At 70.0% G+C, this 15885-nt stretch carries 18 protein-coding genes; 12 read left to right on the plus strand and 6 right to left on the minus strand.

The features are described 5' to 3' along the window. From infB to AC2VOR_RS16625, 3 genes are all read left to right on the plus strand, one after another. Positions 1 to 1239, plus strand: a 1239-nt coding sequence (gene infB, locus AC2VOR_RS16615) for a translation initiation factor IF-2 (RefSeq protein WP_486964147.1), incomplete at its 5' end; no start/stop codon positions are given. A gap of 52 nt (positions 1240 to 1291) precedes the next feature. Further along, positions 1292 to 1777, plus strand: a complete 486-nt coding sequence (rbfA, locus tag AC2VOR_RS16620) for a 30S ribosome-binding factor RbfA (RefSeq protein ID WP_486964148.1) — start codon at positions 1292 to 1294, stop codon at positions 1775 to 1777. Next, positions 1752 to 2768: a DHH family phosphoesterase gene (locus AC2VOR_RS16625; RefSeq protein ID WP_486964149.1), complete on the plus strand. Its 1017-nt coding sequence runs from the start codon at positions 1752 to 1754 to the stop codon at positions 2766 to 2768. Before rbfA ends, AC2VOR_RS16625 begins: the two co-directional genes overlap by 26 nt. Positions 2769 to 2780: 12 nt before the next feature. Here the strand turns inward: AC2VOR_RS16625 and AC2VOR_RS16630 are convergent, their stop codons facing one another. Together AC2VOR_RS16630 and AC2VOR_RS16635 are read right to left on the minus strand one after the other, a co-directional pair. Then, positions 2781 to 3377, minus strand: coding sequence for a hypothetical protein (locus AC2VOR_RS16630; protein WP_486964150.1), 597 nt, complete (start codon positions 3375 to 3377; stop codon positions 2781 to 2783). 82 nt (positions 3378 to 3459) lie between these two features. Continuing rightward, positions 3460 to 4209, minus strand: a complete 750-nt coding sequence (locus tag AC2VOR_RS16635; RefSeq protein WP_369739462.1) for an enoyl-CoA hydratase — start codon at positions 4207 to 4209, stop codon at positions 3460 to 3462. Positions 4210 to 4288: 79 nt separating this feature from the next. Here AC2VOR_RS16635 and AC2VOR_RS16640 point away from each other — a divergent pair, with 79 nt between their 5' ends. From AC2VOR_RS16640 to AC2VOR_RS16650, 3 genes are read left to right on the plus strand one after another with little or no spacing between them, the layout of a single operon-like run. Next, positions 4289 to 4504 (plus strand): type II toxin-antitoxin system Phd/YefM family antitoxin, encoded by a 216-nt coding sequence (locus AC2VOR_RS16640; RefSeq protein WP_369741672.1) that lies wholly within the window; start codon positions 4289 to 4291, stop codon positions 4502 to 4504. Beyond that, positions 4501 to 4893, plus strand: a complete 393-nt coding sequence (locus AC2VOR_RS16645) for a type II toxin-antitoxin system VapC family toxin (protein ID WP_369739461.1) — start codon at positions 4501 to 4503, stop codon at positions 4891 to 4893. The genes AC2VOR_RS16640 and AC2VOR_RS16645 overlap by 4 nt, the downstream gene beginning before the upstream one ends. A gap of 27 nt (positions 4894 to 4920) precedes the next feature. Beyond that, positions 4921 to 5613 (plus strand): DUF1802 family protein, encoded by a 693-nt coding sequence (locus AC2VOR_RS16650; RefSeq protein WP_369739460.1) that lies wholly within the window; start codon positions 4921 to 4923, stop codon positions 5611 to 5613. Here the strand turns inward: AC2VOR_RS16650 and AC2VOR_RS16655 are convergent. Then, positions 5572 to 7290 (minus strand): CocE/NonD family hydrolase, encoded by a 1719-nt coding sequence (locus tag AC2VOR_RS16655; protein ID WP_369739459.1) that lies wholly within the window; start codon positions 7288 to 7290, stop codon positions 5572 to 5574. The genes AC2VOR_RS16650 and AC2VOR_RS16655 overlap by 42 nt on opposite strands. Before the next feature lie 30 nt (positions 7291 to 7320). Further along, complete coding sequence (locus tag AC2VOR_RS16660; protein ID WP_369739458.1) at positions 7321 to 7911, minus strand: DUF3558 domain-containing protein; 591 nt, start codon at positions 7909 to 7911, stop codon at positions 7321 to 7323. Positions 7912 to 8043: 132 nt separating this feature from the next. On the opposite strand from AC2VOR_RS16660, the gene AC2VOR_RS16665 reads away from it, so the two are divergent. The 3 genes from AC2VOR_RS16665 to truB are packed head-to-tail and all read left to right on the plus strand — an operon-like array spanning position 8044 to position 10606. Continuing rightward, positions 8044 to 9021 (plus strand): metallophosphoesterase family protein, encoded by a 978-nt coding sequence (locus AC2VOR_RS16665; RefSeq protein WP_486964151.1) that lies wholly within the window; start codon positions 8044 to 8046, stop codon positions 9019 to 9021. Then, complete coding sequence (pptT, locus tag AC2VOR_RS16670; protein WP_486964152.1) at positions 9018 to 9704, plus strand: 4'-phosphopantetheinyl transferase PptT; 687 nt, start codon at positions 9018 to 9020, stop codon at positions 9702 to 9704. Before AC2VOR_RS16665 ends, pptT begins: the two co-directional genes overlap by 4 nt. Continuing rightward, positions 9701 to 10606 carry a tRNA pseudouridine(55) synthase TruB gene (truB, locus tag AC2VOR_RS16675; protein WP_369741670.1) on the plus strand — a complete coding sequence of 302 codons (906 nt, stop codon included), beginning with the start codon at positions 9701 to 9703 and terminating at the stop codon, positions 10604 to 10606. Before pptT ends, truB begins: the two co-directional genes overlap by 4 nt. 27 nt (positions 10607 to 10633) lie before the next feature. Here truB and AC2VOR_RS16680 read toward each other — a convergent pair whose 3' ends face one another. Further along, positions 10634 to 10993, minus strand: a complete 360-nt coding sequence (locus tag AC2VOR_RS16680) for a hypothetical protein (RefSeq protein WP_369739457.1) — start codon at positions 10991 to 10993, stop codon at positions 10634 to 10636. Positions 10994 to 11505: 512 nt separating this feature from the next. Then, positions 11506 to 12210, minus strand: coding sequence for a manganese-binding transcriptional regulator MntR (gene mntR / locus AC2VOR_RS16685; protein ID WP_369739456.1), 705 nt, complete (start codon positions 12208 to 12210; stop codon positions 11506 to 11508). 83 nt (positions 12211 to 12293) lie between these two features. Between mntR and AC2VOR_RS16690 the strand changes: the two genes are divergently transcribed. The 3 genes from AC2VOR_RS16690 to AC2VOR_RS16700 form a co-directional block, all read left to right on the plus strand. After that, positions 12294 to 13265: a bifunctional riboflavin kinase/FAD synthetase gene (locus AC2VOR_RS16690; protein ID WP_369739455.1), complete on the plus strand. Its 972-nt coding sequence runs from the start codon at positions 12294 to 12296 to the stop codon at positions 13263 to 13265. Positions 13266 to 13373: 108 nt separating this feature from the next. Further along, entirely contained in the window at positions 13374 to 13643 is a 270-nt protein-coding gene (gene rpsO, locus AC2VOR_RS16695) for a 30S ribosomal protein S15 (RefSeq protein ID WP_486964153.1), read from the plus strand. A 332-nt stretch (positions 13644 to 13975) separates the two neighbouring features. Further along, a partial coding sequence (locus AC2VOR_RS16700; RefSeq protein ID WP_486964154.1) for a polyribonucleotide nucleotidyltransferase occupies positions 13976 to 15885 on the plus strand: 1910 nt, incomplete at its 3' end.

Raw genomic sequence — 15885 nt, forward strand, 5'->3', positions numbered from 1 at the left:
CAGACGGTGGAGGCCATCAACCACGCGCAGGCCGCCGACGTGCCGATCGTGGTGGCGGTCAACAAGATCGACGTCGAGGGCGCCGACCCGGCCAAGATTCGCGGGCAGCTCACCGAATACGGTTTGGTGGCTGAGGAATTCGGCGGCGAGACGATGTTCGTCGACATCTCGGCCAAGCAGGGCACCAACATCGAGCAGTTGCTCGAGGCGGTGTTGCTGACCGCCGACGCCGCCCTGGACCTGCGGGCCAACCCCGAGATGGAGGCCCAGGGCGTGGCGATCGAGGCGCATCTGGACCGCGGTCGGGGGCCGGTGGCCACGGTGCTGGTGCAACGCGGCACGCTGCGCGTCGGCGACTCGGTGGTCGCCGGCGACGCCTACGGCCGGGTCCGCCGCATGGTCGACGAGCACGGCGAGGACGTCGAGGAGGCGCTGCCGTCGCGTCCGGTGCAGGTCATCGGCTTCACGTCGGTGCCCGGCGCCGGGGACAACTTCCTGGTCGTCGACGAGGACCGCATCGCCCGCCAGATCGCCGACCGGCGCAGCGCGCGTAAGCGCAACGCCCTGGCCGCGCGCTCCCGCAAGCGGATCAGCCTGGAGGACCTGGACTCGGCGCTGAAGGAAACCAGCCAGCTGAACCTGATCCTCAAGGGCGACAACGCCGGTACCGTCGAGGCGCTGGAAGAGGCCCTGATGGGGATTCAGGTGGACGACGAGGTGGCGCTGCGCGTCATCGACCGCGGCGTCGGTGGCATCACCGAGACCAACGTCAACCTGGCGTCGGCCTCGGACGCGGTGATCATCGGGTTCAACGTGCGCGCCGAGGGCAAGGCGACCGAGCTCGCCAACCGCGAGGGTGTGGAGATCCGCTACTACTCGGTGATCTACCAGGCGATCGACGAGATCGAGAAGGCCCTGCGCGGCATGCTCAAGCCGATCTACGAGGAGAACGAGCTGGGCCGCGCGGAGATTCGCGCGATCTTCCGGTCCTCCAAGGTGGGCATCATCGCGGGCTGCATGATCAGCTCCGGGGTGGTTCGCCGCAACGCCAAGGCCCGCCTGTTGCGCGACAACGTCGTGGTCACCGAGAACCTCACGATCAACTCGCTGCGCCGGGAGAAGGACGACGTGACCGAGGTCCGCGAGGGCTTCGAGTGCGGTATGACGCTCGGCTATTCCGACATCAAGGAAGGCGACATAATCGAGTCCTACGAGCTGGTGCAGAAGGAACGGACCTGACCACCACCGACGATGCAGAACGTAGTGATGAGGAGAGGGCGGTGAAGTCATAATGGCGGACCCCGCACGGGCGCGCCGCCTGGCCAAACGGATCAACACGATCGTCGCCTCGGCGATCGAGTTCGAGATCAAGGACCCGGGGCTGGCCGGGGTGACGATCGTCGACACGAAGGTGACGGCGGACCTGCACGACGCGACCGTGTTCTACACCGTGATGGGACCCACCCTCGATGACGAGCCGGACTACGACGCCGCCGCGGCCGCGCTGGAACGGGCCAGGGGCACGCTGCGCACCAAGGTCGGGGCGGGCACCGGGGTGCGTTTCACCCCCACGCTGACGTTCGCCCGGGACACCACGTCGGACACCGTGCAGCGGATGGACGAGTTGCTCGCCCGCGCCCGTGCCGCGGACGCCGATCTGGCGCGGGTCCGGGTGGGGGCCAAGCCCGCCGGCGAGGCCGATCCCTATCGCGACACCGGGTCGGGTGACGGCGCGGCCGCCGAGGACAGCGGTGAGGGCGATCGATCCCGGGACTGAGGTCGTCGTTGCCCCGTGCGCGGACGCGCGGGGCCGTTCCGTGGACGCGCTCGGCGCGGCCGGGCTGCTGGCGGATGCAGCGGCGGTCGCGGTGATCTCCCACGTCCATCCGGACGCCGACACTCTCGGCGCCGGGCTGGCGCTGGCGCTGGCGCTGGATGCGCGCGGCAAGCGCGTCGAGGTCAGCTTCGCCGCGCCGGCCACGCTGCCGGAGTCGCTGGCGTCGCTGCCCGGATGCCACCTGCTGGTCGCCCCCGACGCGATGCGAGCCGACGCCGACCTGGCTGTGACCGTCGACGTCCCGAGCGCCAAGAGGCTGGGCGGGTTGTGCGGGCTGGCCACGTCGGCCCCTCAGCTGCTGGTCATCGACCACCACGCCTCCAACGAGATGTTCGGCACCGCGAATTTCGTCGACCAGTCGGCGGATTCCACGACGATGATGGTCGCCGACCTGTTCGACGCGTGGGGCCAACCGATCGACCGGGACATCGCGCACTGCATCTACGCCGGGCTGACCACCGACACCGGGTCGTTCCGCTGGGCCAGCGCCCGCGCGCTGCGGTTGGCGGCCCGGCTGGTGGAGGCTGGGGTGGACAACGCCACTATCAGCCGGACGCTGATGGACACCCATCCGTTCGTGTGGCTGCCGCTGCTGTCGCGGGTGCTGGGCTCGGCGCGGTTGCTGCCCGACGCGGTCGGCGGCCGGGGGCTGGTGTATGCGGTCGTCGAGAACAGGGATTGGGTGCGCTCGCGGGCCGAGGAGGTCGAGAGCATCATCGACATCGTGCGCACCACGCAGCAGGCCGAGGTGGCGGCGGTCTTCAAGGAGGTCGAGCCGCGGCAGTGGTCGGTGTCGATGCGGTCCAAGGACGTGGATCTGGTCGCGGTCGCGTCCGGCTTCGGCGGCGGCGGTCACCGGTTGGCGGCCGGCTACTCGGTCGCGGGCCCGATCGACGATGTGGTGGCGTCGCTGCGCGCCGCCCTCGGCTGAGGACCGGCCCGGCTAGAACGCCCAGCTGCCGGAGCGCTGCAGAACGAACCCGTGGTCTCCGCTGGTGGCGTCCAGGCAGGCGACGAGGTTGTCGCCGCCCACGGCGCACGTCACGTTCAGGTACGACACCTTCTGGCCCAGGCCCAGCAGTTTGCCGTTCGAGGGCAGCGAGGCAGGGTTGCCGTCGCAGCCGCCGTAGGACATGCGGCTCAACTCGTAGCCGGGCCCTTTGAAGGTCACGGCTCCTACCACGCAGTCGCCCGGCCGGGGATGGCCGCCGCCGGGGAAGGGGACGTCGCTCATTCCCGGCATGTCGCCGGTGCATTTGATGTCCTGTGAGGGGCGCGGCGCGGGCGCCGGCCCGCCGTAGAAGTCGCATACCAGGTTGTTCGGGGTGGAGAAACTTATCCGGGGGGACGTGTGGGGGCCGGCTGCGGTGAGGTAGCCGTCCGCGGGGACCGCGCTGAAATCGTCGAGGTTGGGAAATCCGGGCGGGGGCTGGGCGCCCGCCCGCGGTGCGGCCGCCGCGATCGCGAAGACCATCGCGGTGGCCGCCACCAGCGCCAGCACGCCGGGCGCCCGCGCGGTGAGATCGACGACAGCACGCACCGATGCCTCCTGCGCTCCCGAACCTTTGGTTGTTGGGATCGTATTGGCTTTTGTGTCCCCTGGCGATCACCGGCCGCCGCGGCTAGCGCACCTGGGCGCGCCCGCGCTGCAGCACCGCCTCGCGGTTGGCGGCGATGTCCTCGCCGGTGGTCCGGTATTGCCTGGCCGCCATGGCTTCCAGCCACAGGCCCGGGCTGGTCTGGTCCTCGTCGATCCGGTGGTAGGACGCCAGCAACGCCCGCACCGCGCCCTGGTTGTTGCCGACGATGGACGCCGCCACGGCCCGGGCGGTGCTCAGCAGCTGCTCGTGCGGCACCACCTCGGTCACCAGCCCGGCGCGCAGCGCGTCGGCGGCTGACAGGTAGTCACCGGTCATGCTCATGCGCCGGGCCACTCCGACGCCCACCTTCTGCGGCAACCGCACGCTCAGCCCCCACGTGGGGAGCAGGCCGACGCGGGCGTGCGTGTCGGCGAAGCGCGCGCGCTCCGAGGCGATCAGGATGTCGCAGTACAGCGCCAGCTCCAGCCCACCGGTGACCGCGGCACCGTTGATCGCCCCGATCACCGGTTTGGTCATCGACGGCCACCGCGGCGAGATGTCGGGAAGCGCCGACCGCTCGCCGAGCTCCTTGAGGTCCAGACCCGCGCAGAAGACGGGGTCGGCCCCGGTCACGATGACGACGTCGACGTCGTCATCGGTTTCGGCGGCGGCCAGGGCCTCGAAGAAGCGGTCCCGCAAGGCCGAGGACAGCGCGTTGCGCGACTGCGGCCGGTTGAGGGTCAGGGTGCGGATTCGGTCTTCGGTGCCGGTCAGCAGGATGTCGTCGGTCATGCGATCACCGTAGTCAGTGGCTTCCGGCGGCGACCGCGCACACCCTGCCGACCAGTAAACTGACACGATGACCAGAAAGATGACCGCTACCGAGGTGAAGGCCAAGATCCTTGCGTTGCTTGACGAAGTGGCGGTAGGCGGGGAAATCGAGATCACAAAACACGGCCGAGCGATAGCCCGTCTAGTACCAGCGCCCGGGTCCCATGCTCTCAAAGGTCGGTTGTCGGGAGTGGCGATGACGGCCGCCGACGAAGACCAACTCTTCACCACCGGGGCATCCTGGAACGCCTCATGACAACGGTGTTGCTCGACTCGCACGTGATCCATTGGTGGTCAGCCGAACCGGGCCGCCTCAGCAAGGTAGCCAGCCGGGCTGTCGAAGAGGCCGACGAACTTGCGGTCGCCGCGATCACATGGTTCGAGCTGGCTTGGCTCGCCGAGCACGAACGCATCCAGCTGACGATTCCCATGCGTTCGTGGCTTCAGTTGCTCGCCGAGCATGTCCGCACTGCCAGCATCACCCCATCGGTCGCCGCCACCGCGGTGTCGCTCCCGTCGTCGTTTCCCGGCGATCCGGCCGACCGCCTGATCTACGCCACCGCCGTCGAACATGGCTGGCGCCTGGTGACCAAAGACCGTCGGCTGCGCAGCCATCGGCATCCGCGCCCGGTCACGGTTTGGTAGGCGCAGGCCGCGCCTATCGTTGAAGACATGAGCCGGAACATCACCGAACTGCGCGGTTTACAGCCGGCGGCCACGGCCGAAGAGATCGCGGCGGCGGCGGGTCAGTACGTGCCCACCGTTGCGTCGGCCCGAGGTGGTCGTCCGACTGGCCGGCGCGAGATGACCTCCACCGCGACGATGCCCGCGCTCAAGGAATGGAGCGCGGTCGTGCATGCGCTGCTGGACGGTCGGCAGCGGGTGCTGCTGCGCAAGGGCGGCATCGGGGAGAAACGGTTCGAGCTGGCGGCCCGGGAGTTCCTGCTGTTCCCCACGGTCGCGCACAGCCACGCCGAGCGCGTCCGCCCCGAGCACCGCGACCTGCTGCAACCCGCGGCCGCCGACAGCACCGACGATCACCTCGTGGTGCGAGCTGCAGCGAAAGTTGTTGCCGCACAAGAGGTCAACCGGCCCGACGGGCTCGCGGCGATCGAGGACCTGCACATCTGGACCGCGGAGTCGGTGCGCGCCGACCGGCTCGACTTCCGGCCGAAACACAAGCTGGCGGTGCTGGTGGTGTCGGTGGTCCCGTTGTCCGAGCCGGTGCGGATCGCCCGCGACCCCGGCTACGGGGGGTGCACCAGCTGGGTGGAGCTTCCGCTGAGGCCGGCGCTGGGGGCGCCGGTTGACGACGAAGCCGCGCTAACCGAGGTCGCCCGCCGGGTCCGCGACGCGGTCGGCTGACACGTCGGGCGGACCCACCGGCAGCAGCAGCCGGGAACGCCCGTAGCGCACCGCGTGGGTCGCCGGCTCGGACCGCCGACCGGTCAGCACCGGTTCGCCGGTGCCCAGGTTGCGCGCATAGCGCGGGAACCAGCCGCCGGCGAGCAGGACGCGGATGCGGGAGCCGGCCCGGAAGCGGTGGGCGATCGCGTCGAGTTCGACGCGGACCGGGCCGGCCGCCGCGCCCGTGGCGTCCAGCCGCCGGTAGCCCTCGCTGACGTTGCGGGACCGGCCTTTGGCGTCCACCTCGCTGACCCGCACGAACAGGTCCACGTGCGGGTTGTCCGAGGTGTGTGCCAGCTCGGCCACCGGGTTCCCGTACACGCACAGGTCGTGGGTGAGGGTGGCGCTGGTGAAGGCCAGCACGTCGTCGCGGGCCGCCAGCCGGCTGTCGTCGCGGTAGCCGGCGCCCGGCGAGAGCAGCGGACCGCCGACGGTGGGCGTCGGGTCGGTGGGGTCGTAGTGGAACGTCGCCGGGGGCACCTCCGTCAGGTCCGCCGGTGTCGTCTCGCCCAGGTGGCCGCCCGGTCGCAGGTAGAGCGCGCGTTCGGCGGTGGCCGGCGGCCAGTGGGCAAGGGTGCGCCAGCCCTGGCCGGTGACGCAGACGCGGACGGGACCGGGCCGCCGCGACGCCGGCGCGCTGCCCAGGTGGGCGTCGAGCCAGTCCAGGGATTCCCGCAGGTTGGTGGCCAGCCCCTTGGTGAGCAGCTGGGTGTGCGCCCACGGCCCGACCGTCAGCGCGACGTCGACGCCCCGGTCGCGCAGGCGCGCGTACTGCTGCAGGGTCTGCCGCAGGAAGATGTCCTGCCAGCCGCCCACCAGCAGCACCGGTACGCGCACGCGGTCCAGCGCCTCGGCGAACCGCAGCCCATTCCAGAACGGATCCTTCGGGTCGGTGTGTTCGACCCACGATTCGAACCACGGAGCGCCCTCGCCCAGCAGGGTCCGCGCCCCGGCTTCCATCGGCAGCGCGGCGGCCGCCTGCGCGACCTTGTGGCGGGCCCGGATCTGGCGGATCGCGGTCCGGACGCGCTGGGGGTCCTCCTGGTGGGCGACCAGATCGCTCCAGCCCAGGAAGTCGTTGACGGTGAACGCGCCGGTGTCCCAGACCGCGGCGTTGAAATCGTGGGGGCCGGCGGTGATGACGGCCGCGGCCAGTTCGGGCGGTGGATCCTGCAGGAGCGCCCACTGGGTGAAACCCAGATACGACACGCCGACGGTGGCGAAGCTGCCGGTGAACCACGACTGCTCACGCAGCCAGGCGGCCGTGTCGGCGCCGTCGGCGGCCTCGTTGACCATCGGCTCGAACGCGCCGCCCGACCCGAACGTGCCGCGCACGCTCTGCAGCACGACGTGGTAGCCCCGGGCGGCGTAGGGCCGGCCGAACGCGATGGAGAACGGGAACTTCCGCCCATAGGGCCCGCGCACCAGCAGGGTTCCCGCCGGGGCTGCGGTCAGCGGGGCGTAGTGGTCGGCCACCAGCCGCGCCCCGTCGCGCATCGGGATCTCGACGCGGTTCACGGTGTAGTCCGTGCTCGCGCGAGGCAGACCCAGCAGCCGGCTCAGGGCGCGCTCGCCGGCCTGCCGGGTCAGGGTGCGCAGGGTGGGCCGGGCGCGGCGGGCCGCTGTGGTACTCACCGTGCTCAGGCTAGGCCCAGGAGGGCCGGATTAGAACTTGTAGTACGGGGCGAGGTCGTTGGCGCGTTGCAGGTTGGTCGCCATGCAGTCGACGTCGGGGTCGGAGTACACGGTCGAGTAGAACAGCGCCTGCTGGAGCAGCCCGTAGCTGGTCTTGAGCACGATCATGCAGGACCGGTACCAGAAGTCGTTGTGATAGGTCGGCTTCATCACCCAGTACTGCGCGGCGCGGTGGCCCGCGATCGTGGTCTCGACCGCGTCGGGGGGCAGCGTCTGCGCATAGGTGCGCCAGATGATGGGCTCCACGGCCAGCTGGTAGTTGCCCGCATCGAAGTGGCAGCGCAGGCCGTCCTCGTGTTCGGGCGGGGTGAATGCCAGGCCCAGCCGTTGCAGGGCGTCGAACGGGATGTCCTCGCAGGCGTCGAACGGCCGCGGGTCGGTGGTCGCCAGGATCGGGCTCTTCATCGTCGTTTCCAGCGGCTGCCCCGTCGACCGCAGCTCCACGGGCCCCGCGCGGCCCGGCGCGACCGGTGCGGGGGCGCCCTGCCAGCCCAGCGCGCCCATAAGGACCGCTGCGAACAGTGCCCCCAGTGCCCCCATCAGACGCACGTTGGCGAACACGTCACCCCCTGATGCCCTCGGCGGTCCCTTGCCCGGGAGTGTACAAGTCGCGTGGTCGCCGTCACAGCCGAACCCGGGTACCGCCCGGGCACGCCAGGGCTCGTCCGGTGCGGATCGTTAGGCTGGTTGGTCATGGCCGGGCAGGAATCGACGAGCGGGGGGCAGCCGACGCCTCAACCGACCCTGTGGGCGGTGTCCGACCTGCACACCGGGCACCTGGGCAACAAGCCGATCGCCGAGTCACTGCACCCGTCGTCGCCGGACGACTGGCTGATCGTCGCGGGCGACGTCGCCGAACGCACCGACGAGATCCACTGGACGCTGGACCTGCTGCGGCGGCGGTTCGCCAAGGTGATCTGGGTGCCGGGCAACCACGAGCTGTGGACCACGAATCGGGACCCCAAGCAGATCTTCGGGCGGAGCCGCTACGAGTATCTGGTGCACATGTGCGACCAGATGGGCGTGGTCACGCCCGAGCATCCGTTCCCGGTGTGGACCGAACGTGGCGGGCCGGCCACGATCGTGCCGATGTTCTTGCTCTACGACTACAGCTTCCTGCCGGAGGGGGCCGCGACCAAGGCCGAGGGCCTGGCGATCGCGCGGGAGCGCAACGTGGTGGCCACCGACGAATTCCTGTTGTCCTCGGAGCCCTACGCCACCCGCGATGCCTGGTGCCGGGACCGGCTGGCGAAAACCCGCGCCCGGCTCGAAGATCTCGACTGGATGACCCCGACCGTGTTGGTGAACCATTTCCCGCTGGTCCGCGAGCCCTGCGACGCGTTGTTCTACCCGGAGTTCTCGCTGTGGTGCGGGACCACCAAGACCGCCGACTGGCACACCCGCTACAACGCCGTGTGCTCGGTGTACGGCCACCTGCACATCCCGCGCACCACCTGGTACGACGACGTGCGCTTCGAGGAGGTGTCGGTGGGCTACCCGCGGGAGTGGCGGCGCCGCACGCCCTACAGCTGGCTGCGCCAGGTGCTGCCCGACCCCCGGTACCCGCCCGGCTACCTCAACGACTTCGGCGGCCACTTCGAGATCACCCCGCAGATGCGGGAGCAGGCCGCCAAGTTCCGGGAACGAGTGCGGCAGCGGCAGTCGCGATGACGGCGCGCATGCTGGTGTCGGCGGTGCTGCCGGAGACCGTGTCGCGGGACCTGGCGTATTCGGAGCTCTACTCCGACCCGCCCGGCCTGGCCCCGCTGCCCGAAGAGGAGCCGTTGATCGCCAAGTCGGTCGCCAAGCGGCGCAACGAGTTCGTCACCGCGCGGCACTGCGCGCGGATCGCGCTCGGCGAGCTCGGCCTGCCGCCGGTGCCGATCCTCAAGGGCGACAAGGGGCAACCGTGCTGGCCCGACGGCGTGGTGGGCAGCCTCACCCACTGCGCGGGCTACCGCGGGGCGGTGGTGGGCCGCGCCGGCGCGGTGCGTTCGGTCGGCATCGACGCCGAACCGCACGACGTGCTGCCGGACGGGGTGCTGGACGCGATCACGCTGACCGAGGAGCGCCACGAGATCGCCGCGTTGCCCGACGGGCTGCACTGGGACCGGATCCTGTTCTGCGCCAAGGAGGCGACGTACAAGGCGTGGTTTCCGTTGACCAACAGATGGCTCGGTTTCGAGGACGCGCACATCGTGTTCGACGTCGACCCGGCCCGGGCCGGGACCGTTGGGACGTTCGTCTCGAAGATCCTGGTCGACGGACAGGCGCTGTCGGGTCCGCCGCTGACCGCGCTGCGGGGCCGCTGGTCGGTCGAGCGCGGGCTGGTGCTCACCGCGATCGTCCTATGAGCGCAGGTCCCGGTGGGGCCGGACCCGAGCCGGGACTGGTCGTCGTCGACAAGCCGGCCGGGATGACCAGCCACGACGTGGTGGCGCGCTGTCGGCGCGTCTTCGCCACGCGCAGGGTGGGGCATGCCGGCACGCTGGACCCGATGGCCACCGGCGTGCTGGTCATCGGCATCGACCGCGCCACCAAGATCCTCGGCCTGCTGACGGCGGCCCCGAAGTCGTATGCGGCCACCGTGCGCCTGGGGCAGACCACGTCCACCGAGGACGCCGACGGCGAACTGCTGGAGGGCGTCCCGGCCGGCCACCTGACCGACGCGGCGATCGCGGCCGCGGTCGAGGGGTTGCGCGGCGACATCGAGCAGGTGCCCTCGGCCGTCAGCGCCATCAAGGTGGACGGCCGGCGCGCCTATCGTCTGGTCCGCGAGGGCCGTTCCGTCGAACTCGCGGCCAGGCCGGTGCGCATCGACCGCTTCGACGTGGTGGGGCGCCGGTCCCACGGCGAGTGTGTCGACCTGGACGTCGAGGTCGACTGCTCCTCGGGGACCTACATCCGGGCGCTGGCCCGAGACCTGGGCGCCGCGCTGGGCGTGGGCGGGCATCTGACGTCGTTGCGGCGCACCCGCGTCGGCCGCTTCGGCCTGGACCAGGCGAGCTCGCTCGACGACCTGGCCGAGCAGCCCCGGCTGACCTACACGCTGGACGAGGCCTGCCTGCTGATGTTCGCCCGCCGCGGCCTGACCGCCGCGGAGGCCGAGGCCACCGGCCACGGCCGGCCCCTGGCGCCGGCCGGCATCGACGGCGTCTACGCCGCCTGCGGTCCCGACGGCCGCGTGATGGCGCTGCTGCGCGACGAGGGCGTGCGGACGAAGTCGGTGGTGGTGATCCGCCCGGCGAAGCTGTAGGCCGGACCGGAATGAGTCGGACCGCAGTCACATCAGTTGCTCGCCTTTGTTCTCCACCAGCGCGACCATCTCCTCGAGCAGGTGGGTATGGCGGGGGCATTGGTCGGTGACCGAGAGCGTGACCACTTGACTGGCCTGGCGGCTGCTGAAACCCGACTGGTCCATCACGTCCTGGATCGCCAACAGGACCCCGCGCAGCGTCGGGCGGATGTCCAGGCTTCGACATACGACAGGCGCTGCCGTGGTCGCATAGCCCACCACGTCAGGCTCGGCCGGTCTGGTCGGGTCGGCACGCGACACGGCCACCTGGGGGCAGGACATGCTCGCCGCGAGCAGCATCCCAGCTCCCCAGACGCCGTATCGCGCCGCGACCACGAGTTTGGTCACAATCCCTCCTTTGGCCCTCCTTTGGCCCTCCTTTGGCCGATCGATCCGAGAAATCTCGGAGCAATGAAAATCCCGGGGAAGTGAAAATTCCGGGGCGGTGAAAGTTTGTGCGCGTGAGGGGGCTATCACCAAGATTGTGCTCAAACAATGCCGTCGCCGTCCAAGACAGGATTCGAATCGCTTGATAGCTGTGATCAATCAAAGTCCGGGAGTCGAGGGTGGGGCGCTTATATTCCGGTGCCATCGGCAGGGGCGATACATAGGGTCCGGAGTTGCGCATTTGCGTCGGGAATAATTACCCGAAGCATTTCTCGCGGCCGGCGAATTCGGCCAATAATTCCCGTTCTTTATCGGGGACGCGCAAATTATCGCCCTGCACGAATACTGTCGTCCTGGCATCGCGCTCCTGCGCGAACTCTCCCGGGGCCCGTTGCACACCGGACAGCGGATCGCCTCGCAGGTTCGGGGCACCCACATCGCCAGGGGCCTGGCGGCCGGCTGACGGGCGCCGGTCAGCCCACCACCCAGATCGCCCGGGCCGCCGGGCTGCCCAGGTCGACCGTCGCCTCGGCGCCGTCGGCGGCCTCGATCGCCACCGAGATCATGCCCGCGAACTCGCGCCGGGTCAGCACCCGCAGCCGCGAGTCGAGGTTGATCCCGACGTCGGCGAAATAGCGCAGCATCTCCGGGTCGGCATCGGAGATGCGCGCCACGGTGCCGAGGTCGCCGTCGGCGCAGGCCCACAATTGGCGCGCCGGCGGCGTGGGCACCTGCCCGTCGGAGGCCGGGATCGGGTCGCCGTGCGGGTCGCGCTGCGGGAATCCCAGCTTGGCGTCGATGCGGGCCACCAGGCGGTCCGAAACCGCGTGTTCGAGCACCTCGGCCTCGTCGTGAACCTCGTCCCAGCTGTAACCGAGCTCGTTGACCAGGAAGGTCTCCAGCAGCCGGTGCCGGCGCACCATCTCCAGCGCGGCCCGCCGCCCCGCCTCGGTCAGCGACACCGCGCCGTATTTCTCGTGGTCGACGAGGCCCTGCTCGGCGAGTCTGCGGATCGACTCCGAGGCCGTGCTGGCCGACACCCCGATCTTCTCGGCCAGCATCTTGGTGCTGACCTTGTGCGGGGCGTCTTTCGGGGACCACTCCTGGGCGTTCCAGATGGCCTTGAGGTAGTCCTGGCCGACCGCGGTCAGGCCACCCGGCTCGTCGTCCGCCCTCACAAGCCTGCAGTTTAGGCATCCCACCCCTGGTCCGCCCTGCCGCCCGTGCGCGCACCGCCATCTCGCGCCGTAGGCTTGCGGTTGTGCAGCGCTGGCGCGGCCAAGACGAGATCCCCACGGACTGGGGCAGGTGCGTCCTCACCATCGGCGTGTTCGACGGTGTGCACCGCGGGCACGCCGAATTGATCGCCCACGCGGTCAAGGCGGCCCGGGCCCGCAACGTGCCGTCCGTGCTGATGACCTTCGATCCCCACCCGATGGAAGTCGTCTATCCGGGCAGCCACCCGGCCCAGCTGACGACGCTGGCCCGCCGCGCCGAACTCGTCGAGGAGATGGGCATCGACGTCTTTCTGGTGATGCCGTTCACGACGGACTTCATGAAGCTCACGCCCGAGCGCTACGTCCACGAACTGCTGGTGGAGCACCTGCACGTGGTCGAGGTCGTGGTGGGGGAGAACTTCACCTTCGGCAGGAAGGCGGGCGGTAACGTCGGCACGCTGCGCAAGGCGGGTGAGCGATTCGGATTCGCGGTGGAGTCGATGTCGCTGCTGTCCGAGCACCACAGCAACGAGAACGTGACGTTCTCCTCCACCTACATCCGGTCCTGCGTGGACGCCGGCGACATGATGGCGGCCACCGAGGCGCTGGGCCGCCCGCACCGCGTCGAGGGTGTCGTGGTCCGGGGCTACGGGCGGGGCGCCGAGTTGGGCTATCCGACCGCCAACGTGGCGCCGCCGATGTATTCGGCCATTCCGGCCGATGGCGTTTACGCCGCCTGGTTCACCGTCCTGGGGCACGGACCGGTGACGGGCACGGTAGTGCCGGGGGAGCGCTACCAGTCCGCGGTCTCCGTGGGCACCAACCCGACGTTCTCCGGGCGCACCCGCACCGTCGAGGCCTTCGTGCTGGACAAGTCCGCCGACCTGTACGGACAGCACGTGGCGCTGGACTTCGTCGCGCGCATCCGCGGCCAGAAGAGGTTCGACGCGGTGAGCGATCTGGTCGCGGAGATCGGCGCCGACACCGATCGCACGCGCGCCCTGCTCAAGGACTGATCGGCGGCCGTGCTGCTAAACTGCCGGTCGACATCGGCGCGGGCTGCGGTTCGCGGTGGCCGCGCCGGGATATCTACTCATCGCGGACCGATTGATGGAGTTGTTTTCGTGGCGCTGACAGCCGAGCAGAAAAAAGAGATCCTGGGCACCTACGGCCTGCACGACACCGACACCGGGTCCCCGGAGGCGCAGGTGGCGTTGCTGACCAAGCGGATCTCGGACCTGACCGAGCCCCTCAAGGTGCACAAGCACGACCACCCCTCGCGGCGGGGGCTGCTGCTGCTGGTCGGGCGGCGGCGCCGGCTGCTCAAGTACGTCTCCCAGACCGACGTGGAGCGCTACCGCTCCCTGATCGAGCGCCTGGGCCTGCGTCGCTGACCCGCGCGCGCAGGTCGGCCCGGCGATTCGGGCCCCCCGCGGCGGCCGTGTAGAGTGAGGTCGTTCTGGGCCGTTTCGGCCCGGACGAACGGTGCGGTGCGCGCAGATCCGCGGGTGCCGTTCCAGCGTGTCACTATGCACCTCCGAGTGAGCAGCCCAGTCTGCATCGGGCGGTCTTCGGTAGTGGCTGCCGGGCTCTCCGGATCTGGGGCAGGTCGGCCGCTTCGATCGATGGCCGTAGCCGTATTCAGACTTCGCTCTTCGCGCTCTCGCGGGTGACTTGCGGGAGCACGCGAAAAAGCTGAATACCCAGAGAGGCTGTACGCCCACAGATGTCTGTATCTGAGATTGACCAGGGTGTGTTCGAGTCGACCGCCGTCATCGACAACGGTAGTTTCGGCACCCGCACCATCCGCTTCGAGACCGGCCGGTTGGCCCAGCAGGCCGCCGGGGCCGTGGTCGCCTACCTCGACGACGAGAACATGCTGCTGTCGGCGACCACCGCCAGCAAGAGCCCCCGCGAGCACTTCGACTTCTTCCCGCTGACGGTCGACGTCGAGGAGCGCATGTACGCCGCGGGCCGCATTCCCGGCTCGTTCTTCCGGCGCGAAGGCCGGCCCTCCACCGACGCGATCCTGACCTGCCGGCTGATCGACCGTCCGCTGCGCCCGTCGTTCGTCGACGGCCTGCGCAACGAGATCCAGGTCGTGGTGACGATCCTGAGTCTGGATCCCAACGACCTCTACGACGTGCTGGCGATCAACGCCGCGTCGGCCTCCACGCAGCTGAGCGGTCTGCCGTTCTCCGGCCCGATCGGCGGCGTGCGCGTCGCCCTCATCGACGGCACCTGGGTCGCCTTCCCCACGGTCGAACAGCTCGAGCGGGCCGTCTTCGACATGGTGGTGGCCGGGCGCATCGTCGGCGAGGAAGACGGCAAGGCGGATGTGGCCATCATGATGGTCGAGGCCGAAGCCACCGAGAACGTCATCGAGCTCGTCGCGGGCGGCGCCCAGGCGCCGACGGAAAGCGTTGTGGCGCAAGGCCTGGAGGCCGCCAAGCCGTTCATCGCCACGCTGTGCAAGGCCCAGCAGGAGCTGGCCGGCGCGGCCGCGAAGCCCACCGGCGAGTTCCCCGTGTTCCCCGAGTACGGCGAGGACGTCTACTACTCGGTCTCCTCGGTGGCCACCGACGAACTGGCCGCCGCGCTGACCATCGCCGACAAGACCGAGCGCAACAACCGCACCGACGAGCTCAAGGCGCAGGTCCTCGAGCGGCTCGCCGGGAACTCCGGGACCTACGCGGGCCGGGAGAAGGAGGTCGGCGCCGCGTTCCGGTCGCTGACCAAGAAGCTGGTCCGCCAGCGCATCCTCACCGACCACTTCCGCATCGACGGCCGCGGCATCACCGACATCCGCGCGCTGAGCGCCGAGGTGGCCGTGGTGCCGCGGGCGCACGGCAGCGCGCTGTTCGAGCGCGGCGAGACCCAGATCCTGGGTGTCACCACCCTGGACATGGTCAAGATGGCCCAGCAGATCGACTCGCTGGGGCCCGAGACGTCCAAGCGCTACATGCACCACTACAACTTCCCGCCGTTCTCCACCGGCGAGACCGGCCGGGTCGGCTCGCCCAAGCGGCGCGAGATCGGGCACGGCGCGCTGGCCGAGCGGGCACTGATCCCGGTGCTGCCCAGCGTCGAGGACTTCCCGTACGCGATCCGTCAGGTGTCCGAGGCCCTGGGCTCCAACGGCTCGACCTCGATGGGTTCGGTGTGCGCGTCGACCCTGGCGCTGCTCAACGCCGGGGTGCCGCTGAAGGCGCCGGTGGCGGGCATCGCGATGGGCCTGGTCTCCGACGACGTCGAGATCGACGGTAAGACCGAGCGCCGCTTCGTCACCCTGACCGACATCCTGGGCGCCGAGGACGCGTTCGGCGACATGGACTTCAAGTGCGCCGGCACCAAGGACATGGTCACCGCCCTGCAGCTGGACACCAAGCTGGACGGGATCCCCTCCCAGGTGCTCGCGGGCGCGCTCGAGCAGGCCAAAGATGCCCGGCTGACCATCCTGGAGGTCATGGCCGAGGCGATCGACGCCCCCGACGAGATGAGCCCCTACGCCCCGCGGGTGACCACGATCAAGGTCCCGGTCGACAAGATCGGCGAGGTCATCGGCCCCAAGGGCAAGGTCATCAACGCCATCACCGAGGAGACCGGCGCGCAGATCTCCATCGAGGACGACGGCAC

Source organism: Mycobacterium sp. TH-M103, assembly GCF_057473785.1.

Coding starts and splice junctions, on each gene's coding strand:
- AC2VOR_RS16650 (WP_369739460.1), top strand. CDS start 4,921: ATGAGCCGGAACATCACCGAACTGCGCGGTTTACAGCCGGCGGCCACG.
- AC2VOR_RS16635 (WP_369739462.1), bottom strand. CDS start 4,209: ATGACCGACGACATCCTGCTGACCGGCACCGAAGACCGAATCCGCACC.
- AC2VOR_RS16665 (WP_486964151.1), top strand. CDS start 8,044: ATGGCCGGGCAGGAATCGACGAGCGGGGGGCAGCCGACGCCTCAACCG.
- AC2VOR_RS16640 (WP_369741672.1), top strand. CDS start 4,289: ATGACCGCTACCGAGGTGAAGGCCAAGATCCTTGCGTTGCTTGACGAA.
- AC2VOR_RS16645 (WP_369739461.1), top strand. CDS start 4,501: ATGACAACGGTGTTGCTCGACTCGCACGTGATCCATTGGTGGTCAGCC.
- pptT (WP_486964152.1), top strand. CDS start 9,018: ATGACGGCGCGCATGCTGGTGTCGGCGGTGCTGCCGGAGACCGTGTCG.
- rbfA (WP_486964148.1), top strand. CDS start 1,292: ATGGCGGACCCCGCACGGGCGCGCCGCCTGGCCAAACGGATCAACACG.
- truB (WP_369741670.1), top strand. CDS start 9,701: ATGAGCGCAGGTCCCGGTGGGGCCGGACCCGAGCCGGGACTGGTCGTC.